Below are 18,291 nucleotides of genomic sequence, written 5' to 3' on the forward strand. Positions count from 1 at the left end.
CTCCGAAAATGCACTCAAGGCGTCCGGAAAGAGCCGGAAGGTGACCCCAGTCACTGCTAGTCAGAGGCGGTATGAACGTTGGGTCGAAGTTTGCTGTGAGCCAGATATGAGGGTGCTTTGCGTCCGTTAGGTCCGGCGAGTCTTGCGCGACACGCCGAGAACGCGACACGACAGAACCCGTGCGGACACGATCAACAGGGCGTGCAGCTAGCCCGCGACGACTCCGGCGGCCTGGGGTGCGAACGTCGCACCGAACTCCTGCACGGGGGCGAAACCGTTCTTACGCGCCGCCGCCGCTCCGTGCCGAATCAGCGCGGCTGTGGCGACAAAGCCCGCCTGATCGGTGACCACGAACGGCGTCAGCAGCCGGTTGTGGACGAAACCGAAGGACAATCCCTTATCCGGTATCGCCCAGCCCAGCGAGCCACCGAGACCGACGTGACCGAACCCGGGCAGCACGCCGGGGAACGGCAACGAGTGATAGCCCAGGTGGAACGCCATCGGCAGGATCAGATTGCGGTCCGGGGCCAGGCTCGGCCGCCCGGTCAGGCCGGCAACCAGCTCCGAGGAGAGGTACCGCTGGCCGTCGATCTCGCCACCATTGGCGATAGCGCCGTACATCCGGGCCAGGCTGCGTGCGGTGGCGACACCGTTGGCCGAGGGCAGCTCGCTGTCGAGCAGCGGCATATCGCCCTGCACCACGGCCTTCATCCCCGGGAAGTACATGGAGCCGAAGATGGCGGACACCTCGAAGGCAGCCACCCGGGGCGCGATCGCGTTGAACACCGGGTTGGGGATGTTGAGCTGTGGCCCGACGATGCGGGCGGCCCGGGTCGGGGCACCAACCGGCGGACGGCCCAGATGGATGCCGTCGGTGTTGAGCGGCTCGGCCACCTCGATACGGATCAGTTCGCGCATCCCCTTGCCGGTGACCGCGCGGGCCAGGCCGGACAGCAGCCAGCCGTAGGTGATGGCGTGATAGGCCGGCTTGCCGAAGTGCCTGCCCACGGGTGCCGCGGCGATCCGCTCCTCCATATGGAGGTGGTCGAGCAGCTCGCGCTTGCGGACGCCACGCAGGTGCGCCAGACCGGCCCGGTGGCGCATGACGTCGCGCACGGTGATCTCGGCCTTGCCGTTGGCACCGAACTCCGGCCAGTACTCGGCGACCGGTGCGTCGTAGTCGATGAGACCGCGGTCGACGAGCCGGTGAATCACCGTGGAGGCGACTCCTTTGGTCGCGGAGAACACCATGGCGCCGGTATCGGCCGACCAATGGACTCGTCCGCGCCGGTCCGACCAGCCGGTCCAGACGTCGACCACCGGCTGACCGTCGAGGTAGACCGCCAGCGCGCCGCCGCCGAACCGCGGGTGCGGGAACAGGTTCGCGAAACTGCGCACGGCGTACGCAAAGTTCGGGTCTGCCGCGCCCTGTACCCCGCGCGGCAGCACCGAAGGATCACGTGTCACCTGTGCCACAGGAGAAATTTAACCGGCCTAAGCACCAGCGCGAAGAAATGTTGCCAATTCGTTAAGTGCGCACCGGCCGGTCAGCTTGACTGCTCGGCGGCGTCCAGGATCTGCTGTGCGGCCAGTGCCGGGGTGAGCTCACCGTCGCGGACCTGTCGCTCGATCTCGGCGCGACGGGTCTTCACCGCAGGATGCGTGAGTACCCGGTCCAGTACCGCATCGCGCACCATCGACCAGGTCCAGTCCACCTGCTGGGCGCGCCGGCGGGCGTCGAACTCGCCGGCCTTGGTCAACACGTCGCGATGCGCCAGCACGGTGTCCCACAGTTCGGCCAGTCCGGTCCCCTCCACCGCGCTCATCGTCAAAACAGGTGGACGCCAGAGGGTTTCGCGAGGATAGATCAGTCGTAGCGCGGCGGACAGTTCACGTGCGGCGGCCTTGGCCTCGGTGGCGTGCGCACCGTCGGCCTTGTTCACCACGACGATGTCGGCCAGTTCCAGCACACCCTTCTTGATGCCCTGCAACTGGTCACCGGTGCGGGCGAGGGTGAGGAAGACAAAGGTGTCCACCATGTTGGCGACGGCCACCTCGGACTGTCCCACCCCCACGGTCTCCACCAGGATCACGTTGAACCCGGCGGCCTCGAGCAACACGATCGTCTCGCGGGTGGCCCTGGCCACCCCGCCGAGAGTGCCCGATGTCGGCGACGGGCGGATGTAGGCCTCCGGTTGTACCGCCAGCTGCGCCATCCGGGTCTTGTCGCCCAGGATGGAGCCGCCGGTACGGGTCGAGGACGGGTCCACCGCCAATACCGCCACCCGGTGACCCTGCCCGATCAGGTACATCCCCAGCGCCTCGATGGTGGTCGACTTCCCCACCCCGGGCACGCCGGTGATACCGACGTGCAGCGCCTTACCGGCATCCGGCATCAGTTCCAGCAGTAGGCGCTGGGCCTGCTCGCGGTGGTCGGCCCGGGTCGACTCCACCAGCGTGATGGCCCGCGGCAGCGCCGCCCGGTCACCGCTGCGGATCGCCCCGGCCAGGGCAGCGACGTCGAAGGACATCAGGAGAGGTCGTAACCCAGTCGGTCGGCCAACTTCTGCACCAGGTCGACCGCGGCGTCGGCGATAACGGTTCCCGGCGGGAAGATCGCCGTGGCCCCGGCCGCGTAGAGCTCGTCGAAGTCACCGGGCGGGATGACCCCGCCCACCACGATCATGATGTCGGGGCGCCCGACCTCGGCCAGCGCGTCGCGCAGCGCCGGAACCAGGGTCAGGTGCCCGGCTGCCAGAGAGGACACGCCGACCACGTGCACGTCGTTGTCGGCGGCCTGGCGGGCCACCTCCTCGGGCGTGGAGAACAAGGAACCCACGTCGACGTCGAAGCCGATGTCGGCGAAGGCGGTGGCGATCACCTTCTGCCCGCGGTCGTGGCCATCCTGACCCATCTTGGCCACCAGGATGCGCGGCCGGCGGCCGTCGGCCTCGGCGAACTTCTGCACCAATTCGGTTGCGGCAGTCACGTTCTGGGCCTTTCCGACCTCGTCGCGGTACACCCCGGCGATGGTGCGGATCTCGGCCTGATGCCTTCCGTACACCTTCTCCAGGGCATCGGAGATCTCGCCGAGGGTGGCCTTGGCCCGCGCGGCGTCGATGGCCAGCGCCAACAGGTTGTTGCCCAGACCGTCCTCCCCTGCTGGGCCGGTCGCTCCGGCCGCCCGGGACAGTTCGGCCAGCGCTGCCTGGCAGGCGGCCTCATCTCTTTCCGCACGCAGCTGCTGCAGTTTGGCCAGTTGCTCGGCACGCACCCGGCTGTTCTCGACCTTGAGGACCTCGATCTCCTGGTCCTCGGCGACCTGGTACTTGTTCACCCCGATCAGCGGCTGGGCGCCGGAGTCGATGCGGGCCTGGGTGCGGGCGGCGGCCTCCTCGATACGCAGCTTCGGGATGCCGTCGCTGATCGCCTGGGCCATCCCGCCGTGCGCGGTGACCTCCTCGATGTGCGCCCGCGCCCGCTGCGCCAGCTGATGGGTCAGCCACTCAACGTAGTACGACCCCGCCCAGGGATCGATCGGCCGGGTGGTGCCCGATTCCTGCTGCAGCAGCAGCTGGGTGTTGCGTGCGATGCGGGCCGAGAAGTCGGTGGGCAGCGCCAGCGCCTCGTCGAGAGCGTTGGTGTGCAGCGACTGGGTGTGACCCTGGGTAGCCGCCATCGCCTCGATGCAGGTGCGGGCAACGTTGTTGAACACGTCCTGGGCGGTCAGCGACCACCCTGAGGTCTGCGAATGCGTGCGCAGCGACAGCGATTTCGGGCTCTTGGCCCCGAAGCCGGCAACCAGCTCGCTCCACAGCAGCCGGCCCGCGCGCAGCTTGGCGACCTCCATGAAGAAGTTCATCCCGATGCCCCAGAAGAAAGACAACCGGGGGGCGAACTTGTCGATGTCCAGCCCGGCGTCCAAGCCGGCCTTGATGTAGTCCACACCGTCGGCCAGCGTGTAGGCCAGCTCCAGATCGGCTGTGGCACCGGCTTCCTGGATGTGGTAGCCGGAGATCGAGATGGAGTTGAACTTCGGCATCTTGGCGCTGGTGTAGGCGAAGATGTCGGAGATGATCCGCATCGAGGGCTTCGGCGGATAGATGTAGGTGTTGCGGACCATGAACTCTTTGAGGATGTCGTTCTGGATGGTCCCGGCCAGCTTCTCCGGCGGAACGCCCTGCTCCTCGGCGGCCACCACATACAGCGCGAGGATCGGCAGCACTGCGCCGTTCATCGTCATCGACACCGACACCGACGACAGGTCGATACCGTCGAAGAGCTGCCGCATGTCCAGGATCGAGTCGATCGCCACCCCGGCCATCCCGACGTCACCCTGCACCCGCGGGTGATCGGAGTCGTAGCCGCGGTGGGTGGCCAGATCGAATGCCACCGACAGACCCTTCTGGCCGGCAGCCAGGTTGCGGCGGTAGAAGGCGTTGGAATCGGCCGCCGTCGAGAACCCGGCGTACTGCCGGATGGTCCAGGGCTGGTTGACGTACATCGTCGGGTAGGGCCCGCGGATGAACGGCGGCTCGCCGGGGAAGCTGTCCAGTGGATAGCCGTCGGCCACCACAGCATCGCGGTCGGCGCCGACGTAGACCGGCTTGACGGCGATGCCTTCCGGCGTCTGCCAGTCCAGCTGCTCGGCGGCATAGCCGTGTGCGGCGGCAGCAGCCGAAACATGCTCAGCCACATCAGTTTCGGTGGGGCGCGCCACAGTGGTGTCGCCGTGCAGCGGAACGTCGGCGAAGCTGGGTACCTGCGCGGTTGCGGCAGCGATATCGGACTGAGTCATGGCGGTCAGGCCCCCAATCGGGTGAGCAGGGACGAAAGCGCTTCGACCGCATCGATCTTCGCGGTCAGATACCCATCCGGTTTGGCGTCGGCCGAATTGTCGGCGACGGCCTTCTCCGGACCGGCAAGGAAAATCTGGTCGACACCGGCCGAACGGGCCGCCTGCACCACCGCGGCACTGTCGGTGCCGTAGCGGACGTCGGTGCCGCAGAGCACCGCGACGGAGGCTCCGGAGTCGGCGACCGCGGCCGCCACTCCCGCGGCGTCGACGGTTCCCGGGTTCACCGCTTCGATGCCGCCGGATGCCAGCAGGTTGGCGGCGAAGGTGGTCCGGATGTTGTGTTCGGCGAGCGGGCCCAGCGGCAGCAGCAGCACCGACGGGCGGGCACCGGTGCGCTCCAGGTAGGCATCGGAGCGGTCACGCAGCGCCTCGAAACCGGCTGCGTAGCGCTGCACGGTCACCGCCGAGTCGCTTTGCGGGAGAGCCGCTTCGGCCAGGTTCGGGAACTCGTTGACACCGGTGATCGCCGTGCGGCGGTGGGCGATGTCGTCAGCCCGCTGGGCCCGCACCTGCTCCACCTGCTCGGCGACATGGTCGCGCGCGGCGATGAACCCGCCGCGGGCTTCGATGTCCTGGAAATGCGACCATGCCTGGGCCGCAAGGCTTTCGGTGAGATCCTCGACGTACCAGGATCCGCCCGCCGGGTCCAGCACCCGGCCGATGTGGGATTCCTCGAGCAGCAGCAACTGGGTGTTGCGTGCGATCCGCCGCGAGAAGCCCTGCCCGACACCGGGGAATCCGCCGGGGATCGCCACGTCGAAGGTCAGCACCTGCACGGTGTCAGCTCCCCCGACACCCGCGCCGAAGGCAGCCAGCGTGGCCCGCAGCATGTTCACCCACGGGTCGCGCTGAGTCATCATCGGCAGCGAGGTGACGGCATGCAGCACCGCCGCACCGCTGTCCGGCTGACCGAGCACCTCGGCGACCCGGGCCCACAGCAGACGCGCGGCACGGAACTTCGCGATCGTCATGAACTGGTCGTCGTCGGCCACCAGCCGGAAGCTGATCTGCCGCAACGCCTCGGCGACGCCGATGCCGGCCTCGGTGAGCACCCGCACGTAGCTCACCGCAGCGCCCAGGGCGCCGGCGAGTTCCCACGCGGCGTTCGCACCGCGGTTGTGCAGTGCGGTGCCGTCGACGGTAATCGCCCGCACGCCCGGCTTGCCGGCCAGGCCTGTCGCGACAGCCACCACATCCTGAACCGACGCCGTCTCGCGGCCGCTGAGCGGCGCGGTCAGCGGATCGGCGCCGAGGTCGATCGACATCGACGCCCGCTTGGCGTCGTCGGCGCCGGCCACCAGCGCCAGCACCGCGTCGGCCGCCGCCGTGAAGTCACTGCCCGCGTCCAGGATCACCGGCGCCAGGTCCAGATAGACACCTTCGAGCAGGCGATCCACATCGGCGGGGGCCACCCCGGACGAACCGACGCGCAGCACCAGCGCACTGACACCGTCGGCGAGCGCATCGAGCACGGCGGCGTTGCCGTCGGTCACCGCCACGGTGGCGGCCGGAAAGGCTTCGGCCACTTTCCATCCCGCGATCACATCCCGGCGAGCATCACCGCCGCGCAGGAACGGCCAGGCACCCGGCAGCGGCGCCTCAGGCAGCTCGTCGAGCGAGGTGTACAGGGGGCGGATCGAAAAGCCCTCGTAGGTGGCCGAGTCCAGCAGGCGCTCGGGTTCGGGCGGCAGGTCGGCCGGATCACGACGGGTGCTCTTGGCGAGCACACCGGCCACCGCAGTGCGCCAGCGGGCGCGCTCCTCGTCCACCTTCACCGACACCGGCAACTCCTGTTGTCGCAGCATGTGGCGGCCCCGGGACCAGCCATCTGACCATCAGGCTAAATGATCATTTTTTCCGTGACGCGGCCGACTACGCGTACCCGTCGGTAACCCGCGCCGCACCCGGCAAGTCGGCGCCCGGGGGCCGTAACCTTGGTGAACGTGACATCGAAGACTCGCAGCATGTGGCGCAGTGCGTGGTCAGCGCTGATCGCCACCGCGCGTCAGGTGTCCCGAACCCGGCTCGTCCTGACCCTGCTGGCCACTGTGATCCTCGTCGCAATCGCACTTCTGGTGCCGCTGCCGACCGCCGTTCAGCTCCGAGACTGGGCCACGTCCGTCGGCCCGTGGTTCCCGTTGGCATTCCTGGGCGCCCACATCGTGGTCACCGTGTTCCCGTTCCCCAGGACCGCCTTCACCCTGGCTGCCGGCCTACTCTTCGGCCCCGCCCTCGGAGTCGGCATCGCGGTGGTCGCCAGCACGCTCAGCGCGGTGATTGCCCTGATCCTGGTGCGGGCACTGGGCTGGCAGCTCAGCACTCTGGTTAGCCACCCGGCGATCGAATCGGTCGACGCCCGGCTGCGCGCCCGGGGCTGGCCGGCGATCCTGTCCCTGCGGATGATCCCGGCCGTGCCGTTCTCTGTGCTCAACTACGCGGCCGGGGCCTCGGCCGTGCGCCTGACGCCCTACCTGCTGGCCACCGTCATCGGGCTGCTGCCGGGCACCGCGGCGGTCGTGATCCTCGGTGACGCGCTGACCGGCAACGTCAGCCCGCTGCTGGTGCTGGTCTCCCTGTGCACCGCCTGCCTCGGGCTCACCGGGCTGGCCTACGAGACCCGGCAGTACCGGCGCCACCATCGGCTGGCGCAGCCAACACCGGCCGACGAATCCGACACCGAACCGGCGTCGACCAGCTAGGCCTCTGTGGATCCGTGCCGCGGGCCCGACGAATCGGCCTGCTGCTGGGACAGCGGCGGGTACTGCATCGGGGGCAGCGGGTCGACCGGAGCCGCGGTGAGGGCACCGAGGTCGGTCGACCGGGCGTCGGCGACGGCGGCTGCCACGGCCTGGGCGATCTCAGGGTCGGTCTGGGTGTTGAACCAGTCCTTGACTTCGTCGCTGTCGTCCTCGGGCTTGGGCAGGTTGTCATCGACCGGCGAGGGCGTGTAGCGGAACACACCGTCGTCGCCGGGCGCGCCGAGCAGCTTGGTGAAGCCCTGCAACGCCGAGCCGAAGTCGCTGGGCACCACCCACACCTTGTTCGCCTCACCCTTGGCCATCAGCGGCAGGGTCTGCAGGTACTGGTAGGCCAGCAACTCCGGGGTGGGCCGCCCAGCCTTGATCGCCGCGAACGTCTTCTCGATCGCCTTGGCCTGGCCCTGCGCCTGCAGGTACTGGGCGGCCCGTTCACCCTGGGCGCGCAGCATCCGGGACTGGCGGTCGGCCTCGGCGGCCAGGATGGCGGCCTGCTTGGCGCCCTCGGCAGCCAGGATCTGGGCCTGCTTGGCGCCCTCGGCCTGCTTGATCGATGCCTCCCGGGTGCCCTCGGCGGTGAGGATCATGGCGCGCTTCTCGCGGTCGGCACGCATCTGCTTTTCCATCGAGTCCTGGATCGACGGCGGCGGGTCGATGCTGCGCAGTTCCACCCGGGCCACCCGCAGTCCCCAGCGGCCGGTGGCCTCGTCGAGCACGCCGCGCAGCTGTCCGTTGATCTGGTCGCGCGAGGTCAGCGTCTGCTCCAGGGTCATGCCGCCGACCACGTTGCGCAGGGTCGTGGTGGTCAGCTGCTCCACGCCGACGATGTAGTTGCTGATCTGGTAGACCGCGGCCTGCGGGTTGGTCACCTGGAAGTAGACGACGGTGTCGATGTTGACCGTCAGGTTGTCCTCGGTGATCACCGGCTGCGGCGGGAACGAGACCACCCGCTCACGCAGGTCGACCCGGGCCCGGATCCGGTCGATGAACGGCACCAGCAGGGTCAGCTGCCCGGACACCGTCTTGCTGTAGCGGCCCAGCCGTTCGATGACCGCGGCCTCGGCCTGCGGGATCAGGGCGACCGATTTCGCGACGACGATGACGGCGAAGATCACCAGCACCGCCAGCAGTACGAGGCCGGCTATGGCACCGTCCATTGCGGATTCTCCTTAGTGGGATTGAGCCTGATTTCTCACGCGTTCTTCCAGACCACGGCAGTGGCGCCGTCGATGTGCATGACGGTGACGTGATCACCCGGTTCGTACACATCGTTGTCGTTGTACGGGCGGGCCGTCCAGACCTCGCCGTCGAGTTTCACCTGGCCTTCATGCTGGGACACCCGGCCGAGCACCAGCGCATTCTTGCCCTCCAGCGCCTTGACCGGGTCGGGCAGCCCCTTGCCGGCGCTCAGCTTTCGCCGCAAGGTCGGCCGAACCAGCACCAGCAGCAGGATCGAGACCACCAGGAACACCGCGCCGTCGACCCACACCGGCAGGTCCAGTAGCCAGCTCGACCCGGCCGCGGCCAGCGCACCACCGGAGAGCATCAGCAGGAACATGTCACCGGTGAGTGCTTCGGCACCGGCAAGGCCCAGTGCGAACACGAGCCAGATCAGCGCCCCGGGCATAAGGCCAGGATACGCGGGAAAACGAAGCCGTGGTTGCGGACGGCCACTTCAAGGTCCACCCATTACACTGCCAGCATCATGTGGTGCCCGAGTGTTTCGCTGTCGATGTGGGCCAACGCCTGGCTGGCCGGCCAGGCGGCGCCCGATGACGTCCTGGACGCGTTATCCTCCTGGGCGCCAACGCATTCCGTGACCGCATACGACTCGGTGGCGGCGGGCCGGACCGGCCTGCCCTGGCCCGATGTCGACGATGCCGGTGCGGTATCACTGCTGCAGACGGTGCGCAGCGTCGCCGGTGGCCGCGCCGACATCGGCTGGCCTTCGCGGCCTTCGATATCGGTTGCTCTGCCGGTTCCCGGCGACGTTCGCGGACTGGCGGCCGGTACCCAATTCCAGCGCGACGCGCTGGCATCGGGCGAGGCGATGATCATCACCGGCGCAGGCGGTGACGTCGTCGGACTGGTCCCCGACTTCGAATACGACGACGTCGACGACGAACTCCCCGATGGCGACCGGGTTCCGGAACTGTGCGCTCTGTCCTGGACGGTCTACTCGCTGCCGGCCGGCCCGCCGCCGGACCACGTCGACCTCGGCGAGGCCGAGTACGCGCTGCGCTCGGCGGTGCGCTCAGCCGCCGAAGCACTCGGTGCCCTGCAACTGGGATCGGCCGGTGCGGTGGACGACCCGCGGGGACTCGTCGAGCAGGTGCTGGAGACCAACCAGCATCACCGCGCCCCCGACCATGCGCCGACCCGCGCGCTGCGAGTGCTGGAGAACGCGGCCCGGGTGGACGCCATCATCACCGTGAGTTCAGGGCTGATGCCGATCGGCACGCAGAGCGCCTCGGAGGCTCAGATCGCCAGCGAGGCACTGCGGCCGCTGGCCGGCGTGGTGCGTTCGGCCCGGATGGCCGCGGTCAGCGCGATCCTGGAGTCGGCCTGGCAGCGTTAGCCGCTGCGGCCGCGGTGGCTACGCATTCGGCCGTGCAGAACTGGCCGTTGACGCTGGACCCGTAGCCCGGAACTGGCTGGGCACCAACGACTCTGGCGGGTTCCCGGCCGTCGCGGGCCTCGTCGAGCAGATCGAGCACCATGCGGGCGAAGCGGCGCTGCGCGTTCGGCGTCGAGGCCCTGGCCAAGGCGATACCGAGGTCGTCGGCCTGCTCCTTGAGTTCGTTGTCCAGATCCCAGATGACCTCGATGTGGTCGGAGACGAAGCCGACCGGGCAGGCGATGACGGCCTCGGTACCAGCCGCCGCCAGGGCCGAAAGGTGATCGCCCACATCAGGTTCCAGCCAGGGCACCTGCGGCGGCCCGGAACGCGACTGCCACACCTGGTCATAGTCGTCGTATCCGGCGGCGGCCGCCACCAGCCCCGCACAGTAAGCCACCTGCCGGGCGTAGAGGTCCGGCCCGCACCGATTGGCCGCGCGCAGCGGGATCGAGTGCGCGGTGAACACCAATCTGGCCTTCTGGCGCAGTGATTCGGGCAGGGTGGCCGCGGCGTCTGCAATCGCCTCGGCGAACAGTTCGATCAGCAACGGATGGTCGAAGAACTGCCGCAGCTTGATGAGTTCGGGCGCACCGTCACCGACCGCGGCCCGGGCCCTGGTCAGATCCTCCTGGTACTGCGCACATCCGGAGTAGCCACCCCAGGCCGACGTGGTGAACACCGCGGCGCGGCGCACGCCGTCGGCCGTCATGGTGGCCAAGGTGTCCTCGACGAACGGATGCCAGTTGCGGTTGCCGAAGTACACCGGCAGTTGCTCACCGCGATCGGCGAGTTCGGCGACAATCTCGTCGATGAGTGCGCGATTGATCGCGTTGATGGGCGAGACGCCGCCGAAGTGCAGATAGTGCTCGGCGACACCGGCGAGCCGCTCCGGCGGGATACCGCGCCCGCGGGTGACGTTCTCCAGGAACGGCATCACCTCGTCGGGCCCTTCGGGCCCGCCGAAGGACAGCACCAGGAGCGCGTCGACGTCCGTCACAGCAACTGGGTGCTGGCGCCGCCGTCGGCGTAGATGATGGTGCCGGTGGTGGCAGGCAGCCACTCCGAGATCAGGGCGCAGACGGTCTTGGCCACCGGGGTCGGGTCCTTCATGTCCCAGCCGAGCGGGGCGCGCTGGTCCCAACCCTCTTCGAGCAGCTGCATCTGGGCACCGGCCTCGTCGCCGAGCGCACCGCCGACGATGGCGCTCATGGCCAGGGTCCGGATCGGGCCTGCGGCAACGAGATTGGAGCGCACACCGTAGGCGCCGGCCTCGCGGGCCACGAACCGGTTCACCGACTCCAGCGCGCTCTTGGCCACCGTCATCCAGTTGTAGGCGGGCATCGCCCGGGTGGGGTCGAAGTCCATGCCGACGATGCCGCCGCCGGCGTTCATGATCGGCAGGGTGGCCTTGGCCAGCGAGGCGTAGGAGTAGGCCGAGATGTGGATGCCCTTGGCGACATCCTCGTAGGGGGCGTCGAAGAAGGGGTTGACGCCCATCCCGGTCTGCGGCATGAAGCCGATCGAGTGCACCACGCCGTCGAGCTTGTTGCCCTCGCCGATGACCTCGCTGATACGGCCGGCCAGGCTGTCGAGGTGCTCGGAGTTCTGCACGTCCAGTTCCAGCAAGGGTGCCGGGTTGGGCAACCGGTCGATGATGCGCTGGATCAGACGGAGGCGGTCGAAGCCGGTGCACACGATCTCGGCGCCCTGCTCCTGGGCGACCCGTGCGATGTGGAACGCGATCGACGAGTCGGTGATGATCCCGGTGACCAGGATCCGCTTACCTTCGAGCAAACCTGCCATGTGAAAGTCCTTCTCCTCTATTGGCTCTCGGGGCCTAGTGGCCCATTCCCATGCCGCCGTCGACGGGGATCACCGCACCGGCGATGTAACTGGCGTCCTCGGAGGCCAGGAAGCTGACCGCACCGGCCACCTCTTCGGCCGTCCCCACCCGCTTGGCGGGAATGAAGTCCAGGGCGCCGGCCTGAATCCGTTCGTCGAGGGCACGTGTCATCTCGGTGTCGATGTATCCGGGCGCGACCACGTTGGCGGTGACACCGGCCTTCGACAGTTCCCGGGAGATCGAGCGCGCCATGCCGATCAGACCGGCCTTGGCGGCCGCGTAGTTGGCCTGATTGCCGATGCCCCACATGCCGGAGACCGAGCCGATGAAGATGATGCGGCCGAACCGATTGCGCTGCATGCTGCGGCAGGCCCGCTGGGCCACCCGGAACGCGCCGGTGAGGTTGGCGTCGATGACCTCGGTGAACCGCTCCTCGGTCATCCGCATCAGGAAGGCGTCCTTGGAGATGCCGGCGTTGGACACCAGCACCTCGACGGGACCCTGGTGCTCCTCGACCTCTTTGAACGCGCGGTCGACGGCCTCGCTGTCGGTGACGTCACACACCACGCCGAACAATCCTTCGGGGGCGCCGGATCCGCGGTGGGTGACGGCCACCTTGTGACCGTCAGCCGCCAGCCGCTGCGCGATCGCCAGGCCGATGCCCCGGTTGCCGCCGGTGACCAGCACCGAGCGGGAGACGAACGGAGGTTTACCGCCCACAGCGTTATCGGTCATGCCCGTCAACTTAGTGCCTGCCACCGGTCGCGCCGAAATCGACACCAGGGCTGCACGCCCGGCATCAGCCGGGCAGACGCCGGTTGATCAGCAGGGCGGCCAGCGCCGCCAAAGCCAGAACCAGTGCACCGAGCCGCAGCCAGCCGGTGCTGGCGTCGCCCTTGATGGTCTCGTAGCCGATCTGCTCCTGCAGCGAGGTGAAGACCTCTTTGAGCTGCTCGAGGCTCGACGCGGTGTAGGCGTTGCCCCCGGAGAGTTCGGCGATCTTCTTGAGCATGTCGTCGTCGACCGGGACCGGCTGGCGCTGGTCGTTGATCTCGACGTAGCCGTACGGGGTGCCAAAGGACACCGTGGAGATCGGCACCCCCTGGTCCTTGGCGGTGCGCGCGGCGGTGAACGCACCCTTGGGGTTGTCCGGGTTGGACGGCACGGTCTCCTTACCGTCCGACATCAGCACGATGCGGGCCGGCGGCGGGGTGTCACCGCCGCCGATCACGGCGCCGACGGTCGCGATCGCCTGCAGCCCGGTGAAGATGGCCTCACCGGTGGCGGTGCGGTCGGCCAGTTGCAGCTTGTCGATCGCCGCCTTGGTGGCCTCGCGGTTGGTGGTCGGCGAGACGAGCACGGTGGCGGTACCGGCATAGGCGATCAGCCCGAGGTTGATGCCGGGGGTCAGCTGGTCGGCGAACTGCTTGGCGGCCTCCTGGGCGGCGGCCAGACGGCTGGGCTCGACATCGGTGGCGCGCATGGATTGCGAGACGTCGATGGTCAGCATCACCACAGCCCGATTGCGCGGAATCCGCACATCGTTGGTGGGGCCCGCCATCGCCACCGTCAGCAACACCAGTGAGGCCACCAAAAGGGCGGCCGGCAGGTGGCGCCACTTGTTCGGCCGTTTGGGCGCAACGCTTTCCAGCAGTTCCATGTTGGCGAACCGCAGGATGCGCCGCTGCCGGGCGAACTGGACGACGATGTAGAGGCCGACCAATCCCGCCACGACGAGCAGGAACAGAAAGAACCAGGGGTGTTCGAAGCCGGACAGCGTCATCGGCCCGAGCAACGGCAATGTCATTGGCTACCTGCCAGGGCGCCGCGGCGCCGGGACGCGACGAACCGCACGATGTCGGCGATCCAGTCGCGGTCGGTGCGCAGGGTCATCAGTGGCGCCCCGCACCGGCGCAGCGTGCGCGCGACCTCGTCGCGGTGGGCCGACGCAGCCCGGGCGAAGTCATCGCGCAACTGGGCGTCGATGGTGAATTCACGGGTGACACCGGACTCGGTGTCCTGCAGGATCACATCCCCGACATCGGGCAGTTCGACGTCACGCGGGTCGAGCACCTCGATACCCAATACCTCGTGCCGGGCGGCGATGGCCCGCAGCGGGCGCATCCAGTTGATCGGGCCGAGGAAGTCACTGATCACCACGGCCATCCCGCGGCGGCGCTCCGGCCGGCGCAGGGCGTCGATCGCCGCAGCCAGGTCACCGCGCACACCCAGCGGGGCGCGCGGCGAGGTCGCGATCGCGCGCAGCAGGGTCTGCTCGTGCTGGCGCCCGGCCCGCGCCGGCACCCGCACCACCTGGTCGCCGTTGGCGATCAGAGCGCCGATCCGGTTGCCACCGCCGCTGTTGAGGTAGGTGATCGCCGCGGCGGCGGCCACCGCGAGGTCACGCTTCTCGCAGCCCGCGGTGCCGAAGTCCAGGCTGGCCGACATGTCGACCACCATCCAGGTCTCCAGCTCGCGGTCGGCGATCATCTGCCGGACGTGCGGGTGGGTGGTGCGTGCCGTCACCGACCAGTCCATCCGGCGCACGTCGTCGCCGGGCTGATACATCCGCGACTCCCCCGGCTCCGAGCCGGGGCCGGGGATCAGGCCGAGGTGATTTCCCTGCAGCACCCCGTCGAGCTTGCGCTTGACGGTGAGCTCCAGGGTCCGCAGTGCGGCCGACAGCTTGGCGTCACCGATCTCACCGCGCTGGAACGACGGCGGGTGGACGGTCTCGGACTCGCTCACCGACCGTTGGAGCCTGCCGCGGCGGGAACCACCGGGGGCACCGAATGTCCTTGCTGCGGAACAGCATTCACCTGAGGCAGCGCGACGGTCTGCAGAATCCGGCTGATCACCGTCTCGGCCTTGACGTCATCGGCCAGGGCGTCGTAGGTGAGCACCAGACGGTGCCGCAGCACGTCGGGGATGACGTCGATGACGTCCTGCGGGATCACGTAGTCGCGGCCGCGGACCAGAGCCAGCGCCCGGGCCGCAGCGATGATGCCCAGCGAGGCACGCGGCGAGGCACCGAAGGCGATCCAGGACTTGACGTCGTTGAGGCCGAACTGCTCGGGCCGGCGGGTCGCGGTGACCACGCGCACCACGTAGTCGACCAGTGCGTGATGCACGAAGTTGTTGGCGGCCACCTCCTGCAGGCGCAGCAGGTCGCCGGTCTCCAGGATCTGCTTGGGCTCCGGCGGGGTGACACCCATCCGGTAGATGATCTCGCGCTCTTCTTCCGGCGACGGATAGTCGACGTTGATCTTGAACAGGAAGCGGTCGCGCTGCGCTTCGGGCAGCGGGTAGACGCCTTCGTTCTCAATCGGGTTCTGGGTCGCCATGACCAGGAACGGCTTGGGCAGCGGGTAGGTCTTGCCGCCGATGGAGATCTTGCGCTCGGCCATCACCTCGAGCAGCGCCGACTGGACCTTTGCCGGGGCGCGGTTGATCTCGTCGGCGAGCAGGAAGTTCACCACCACCGGGCCAAGTTCGATGTCGAACTCCTCGCGGCCCTGGCGGTAGATGCGGGTACCGATGATGTCGGTGGGCACCAGGTCAGGGGTGAACTGGATGCGCGCGAAGGTGCCGCCGACGACCTTGGCGAACGTCTCGACCGCCAGCGTCTTGGCCACGCCGGGCACACCTTCGAGCAGCACGTGCCCCTTGGCGAGCAGGCCCACCAGGATGCGTTCGACCAGTTGGTCCTGGCCGACGATGATGCGCTTGACCTCGAAGATCGCCCGCTCCAGGGTGTGTACCTCGCCGGCCAGCCCATTACCGCCGGACGGCGGCGCGGCCGGGGCTCCACTCGGGCCGGCGAAACCCCCGGGGACTCCAGAACCCGGGACCGACCCACCTGGTGACGTCATCAACTTCCTCCACAGCTGTTGGATTCCTCGGGCGCCACCGTTGTGCACGGCCGCGCCCTGACACAACTATTCCAGGCGTTCCTGAATCCGTCGACGTGCCCGCTTGCTGGCGCGTCGGACGCACCGCGGCGAATCCGACGGCCCAGGACGCTCAGGTCTCGATGATGCGCGTCAGATACGGCGTCATGCCCGCGGTCCGGACCGGGCTGACGGTGACCTGGCCGGCCGCCGAGGACGCCTCCAGCATCTGGCCGTTGCCCAGGTAGATGGTGACGTGCTGGGTGCCGCCGGGGCCGTAGAAGATCAGGTCGCCGCGCTTGGCCTCGGCGGGCGAGACGTGCCGGCCGGCGTTGTACTGGTCACCGGAGTACTTGGGCAGCAGCACGCCGACCCCGGCGAAGGCGTAGCGGACGAAGCCCGAGCAGTCGTAGCCGACTTTGCCTGCGTCCTGCTCGACACCGGCACTGGGTCCGTTGACGGCGCCGCCGCCCCAGGAGTAGGGCACCCCGCGCTGGGAGGCTCCGCGGGCGATCACGTACTCGATGGCCTGCGGGCCACGGACCCGGCCGCCGGGCAACGCGGACGGCGAGCCGCCGCCGAAGCCGAGGCCGGCCAGGAACTTGCGGCCCAGGTCCATGGTGGCCTGGGCGGCCTGCTGGGTCACCTGCAGCGAGGCGTTGGCCAACGCCACCGGGTCACCGGGGGCGCCGGCGCTGAGGATCTTCGGCAATGTCGGATCCCACTCGCCCGGATCCGCCTGCGCCGGACTGGCGAGGCCGACGGTCAGCGCCAGAGCGGTCAGGATCGTCCCGATGGCCTGTAGGCATCGAGATGCATTGCGCGACATGGGATGGCTCCGTAGGTGTCGGTGTCAGTATTCGATGTAGCGGACGACGTAGGGGGTCATGCCGCTGGTGCGGACGGGTGAGATCTTCACCGTCGAACCGGTGTAGGGCGCTTCGAGCATCTGCCCGTTGCCGAGGTAGATGGTGACGTGCTGGCTGCCACCCGGGCCGTAGAAGATCACGTCACCGCGACGCATCTCGGCCGAGGGGATCTTGCGGCCCATGTTGTACTGCGAGCCGGAGTAGTGCGGCAGCTTGATGCCGACACCGGCGAAGGAGTAGAGCACCAGGCCCGAGCAGTCGAATCCGACCGTGCCCGCACCGCTGTCGATTCCGTTGCTCGGCCCGTTGGCGGTGCCGCCACCCCACGAGTAGGGCACCCCCATCTGCGACATCCCGCGCCGGATCACATACTCGACGGCCTGCGAGCCGTAGACGTAGGGAATCGCACCGTTGGTGATACCGGTGTCGGTCGGCTTGAGAATGCCCAGCTTCTCCAGGAAGCTGCGGCCGAGCTGCTGGGTGGTCTGCAGTGAGCTCGAGGCGATCTGCAGTACGGCGTTGATGATCTGGATCGGGTCGCCGGAGACGAACGCGCTGGGCACCGCGGGCAGCGTCAGGTCCCACTCGGAGGCCTTGCCGTAGGGCACTTTCGCGTCGCCGGGTGCGGCGGCCGAACCCGGCGAAGCCGGATCCCACCGGTCCCCCGACCCTCCCGCACCCGACGACGCAGCCTGGGGGGTGGCCGCCGGAACAGCCGCTGCCGGACCGGCCGGGGCCGACCACTGGCGTGCGGCGTCCAGCTTCTGCTGCGCGGTCTTTCGCTCAGCGGCCAACCGGTCGATCTCGGCCTGCTGGGCCTTGAACGTCTTCTGCGCCTCGGTCAGCGCGTTCACTGCCGCGGTCTGGCTGGCCTCGGCGTCCACCACGGCCTGGTCGGCCTTCTGCTTGGCCAGCCGCGCCGCGGATTCCTTGTTCACCACTTCGGTGCGGGCCCGCTCCAGGTCGGTCATCACCTGGTTGGCGCTGACCGCCAGGGTCTGGTTGGCGGTGGCACTGGAGATGATCTGGTCCGGGTCGGACGCCATCACCAGCGAGGCCGACGGGCCGTTGATATAGCTGGCCGCGGCGAAAGTGTCGAACCGCTTCTGGGCGGCACCGATCGCGGCGTCGGCAGCCTTGACCTCATCCTGGCTGGCAGTGACCTGCTGCTGTGCGGTCGCCGCGGCGTCACGCGCCTCCTGGACGTCGACGAGGGCCTTGTTGACGCTCTCCTGCTGCTGCTGCACCTGGGCGCCGATGTCGTCGAGGCGCTGGTTGGCCGTGGCGACGTCAGCGATGAGGGCGGCCAGCGAGTTGGGGCCCTGGCTCGGCTCGGCTTGCGCCAGCCCCGGTGTGCTCAGCATCAGCCCGACGCTGAGCACCAGCGGGCACATCGGTTTCGAGAAACGGACGGCCGGCTGGAAGAGAGAGCCGTGATCAGAACTTCTCATGCGA

Annotated in this window: 16 protein-coding genes; 2 read left to right on the forward strand and 14 right to left on the reverse strand. The window is 68.7% G+C overall.

Annotated elements, in window-relative coordinates; all coding sequences use genetic code 11:
* Window positions 1-207: 207 nt before the first annotated feature.
* From lipL to mutA, 4 genes are all read right to left on the reverse strand, one after another.
* Window positions 208-1,476: an esterase/beta-lactamase LipL gene (gene lipL / locus BN3385_RS21405; protein WP_502688084.1), complete on the reverse strand. Its 1,269-nt coding sequence runs from the start codon at window positions 1,474-1,476 to the stop codon at window positions 208-210.
* 71 nt (window positions 1,477-1,547) lie between these two features.
* On the reverse strand, window positions 1,548-2,531 hold the full coding sequence (meaB, locus tag BN3385_RS21410; protein WP_059019795.1) for a methylmalonyl Co-A mutase-associated GTPase MeaB: 984 nt from the start codon (window positions 2,529-2,531) through the stop codon (window positions 1,548-1,550).
* Window positions 2,531-4,798 carry a methylmalonyl-CoA mutase gene (scpA, locus tag BN3385_RS21415; RefSeq protein ID WP_059019797.1) on the reverse strand — a complete coding sequence of 756 codons (2,268 nt, stop codon included), beginning with the start codon at window positions 4,796-4,798 and terminating at the stop codon, window positions 2,531-2,533. Before scpA ends, meaB begins: the two co-directional genes overlap by 1 nt.
* A 5-nt stretch (window positions 4,799-4,803) precedes the next feature.
* Complete coding sequence (gene mutA / locus BN3385_RS21420) at window positions 4,804-6,663, reverse strand: methylmalonyl-CoA mutase small subunit (protein ID WP_059019799.1); 1,860 nt, start codon at window positions 6,661-6,663, stop codon at window positions 4,804-4,806.
* Between the two features lie 159 nt (window positions 6,664-6,822).
* Between mutA and BN3385_RS21425 the strand changes: the two genes are divergently transcribed.
* Window positions 6,823-7,557: a TVP38/TMEM64 family protein gene (locus BN3385_RS21425; RefSeq protein WP_059019801.1), complete on the forward strand. Its 735-nt coding sequence runs from the start codon at window positions 6,823-6,825 to the stop codon at window positions 7,555-7,557.
* Here the strand turns inward: BN3385_RS21425 and BN3385_RS21430 are convergent.
* Together BN3385_RS21430 and BN3385_RS21435 are read right to left on the reverse strand one after the other, a co-directional pair.
* A complete protein-coding gene (locus BN3385_RS21430; protein ID WP_059019803.1) occupies window positions 7,554-8,771 on the reverse strand; it encodes an SPFH domain-containing protein in 1,218 nt (405 codons plus the stop codon). The two genes, BN3385_RS21425 and BN3385_RS21430, sit on opposite strands and share 4 nt — an antisense overlap.
* Window positions 8,772-8,806: 35 nt before the next feature.
* Window positions 8,807-9,241: an NfeD family protein gene (locus BN3385_RS21435; protein WP_059019805.1), complete on the reverse strand. Its 435-nt coding sequence runs from the start codon at window positions 9,239-9,241 to the stop codon at window positions 8,807-8,809.
* Between the two features lie 78 nt (window positions 9,242-9,319).
* Here BN3385_RS21435 and BN3385_RS21440 point away from each other — a divergent pair, with 78 nt between their 5' ends.
* Window positions 9,320-10,192 carry an Rv1486c family protein gene (locus BN3385_RS21440; protein WP_059019806.1) on the forward strand — a complete coding sequence of 291 codons (873 nt, stop codon included), beginning with the start codon at window positions 9,320-9,322 and terminating at the stop codon, window positions 10,190-10,192.
* On the opposite strand, the gene BN3385_RS21445 is transcribed toward BN3385_RS21440, so the two are convergent.
* The 8 genes from BN3385_RS21445 to ripA form a co-directional block, all read right to left on the reverse strand.
* Window positions 10,158-11,231 (reverse strand): ferrochelatase, encoded by a 1,074-nt coding sequence (locus BN3385_RS21445; protein ID WP_082690584.1) that lies wholly within the window; start codon window positions 11,229-11,231, stop codon window positions 10,158-10,160. The two genes, BN3385_RS21440 and BN3385_RS21445, sit on opposite strands and share 35 nt — an antisense overlap.
* Entirely contained in the window at window positions 11,228-12,037 is an 810-nt protein-coding gene (gene inhA, locus BN3385_RS21450; RefSeq protein WP_059019808.1) for an NADH-dependent enoyl-ACP reductase InhA, read from the reverse strand. The genes BN3385_RS21445 and inhA overlap by 4 nt, the downstream gene beginning before the upstream one ends.
* Window positions 12,038-12,071: 34 nt before the next feature.
* The gene (gene fabG1 / locus BN3385_RS21455) at window positions 12,072-12,812 is read right to left on the reverse strand and encodes a 3-oxoacyl-ACP reductase FabG1 (RefSeq protein WP_059019810.1); all 741 of its coding nucleotides are present in this window, start codon (window positions 12,810-12,812) and stop codon (window positions 12,072-12,074) included.
* A gap of 64 nt (window positions 12,813-12,876) precedes the next feature.
* Entirely contained in the window at window positions 12,877-13,884 is a 1,008-nt protein-coding gene (locus BN3385_RS21460; RefSeq protein ID WP_059019812.1) for a VWA domain-containing protein, read from the reverse strand.
* The gene (locus tag BN3385_RS21465; RefSeq protein ID WP_059019814.1) at window positions 13,881-14,825 is read right to left on the reverse strand and encodes a DUF58 domain-containing protein; all 945 of its coding nucleotides are present in this window, start codon (window positions 14,823-14,825) and stop codon (window positions 13,881-13,883) included. The genes BN3385_RS21460 and BN3385_RS21465 overlap by 4 nt, the downstream gene beginning before the upstream one ends.
* Window positions 14,822-15,949 carry a chaperone MoxR1 gene (gene moxR1 / locus BN3385_RS21470; RefSeq protein WP_059019816.1) on the reverse strand — a complete coding sequence of 376 codons (1,128 nt, stop codon included), beginning with the start codon at window positions 15,947-15,949 and terminating at the stop codon, window positions 14,822-14,824. Before moxR1 ends, BN3385_RS21465 begins: the two co-directional genes overlap by 4 nt.
* Window positions 15,950-16,100: 151 nt before the next feature.
* Complete coding sequence (gene ripB, locus BN3385_RS21475) at window positions 16,101-16,796, reverse strand: NlpC/P60 family peptidoglycan endopeptidase RipB (RefSeq protein ID WP_059019818.1); 696 nt, start codon at window positions 16,794-16,796, stop codon at window positions 16,101-16,103.
* A 24-nt stretch (window positions 16,797-16,820) separates the two neighbouring features.
* Entirely contained in the window at window positions 16,821-18,287 is a 1,467-nt protein-coding gene (gene ripA, locus BN3385_RS21480) for an NlpC/P60 family peptidoglycan endopeptidase RipA (RefSeq protein ID WP_059019820.1), read from the reverse strand.
* Window positions 18,288-18,291: the final 4 nt, after the last annotated feature.

This window comes from Mycobacterium sp. M26 (assembly GCF_001494595.1).
Taxonomy (GTDB): domain Bacteria; phylum Actinomycetota; class Actinomycetes; order Mycobacteriales; family Mycobacteriaceae; genus Mycobacterium.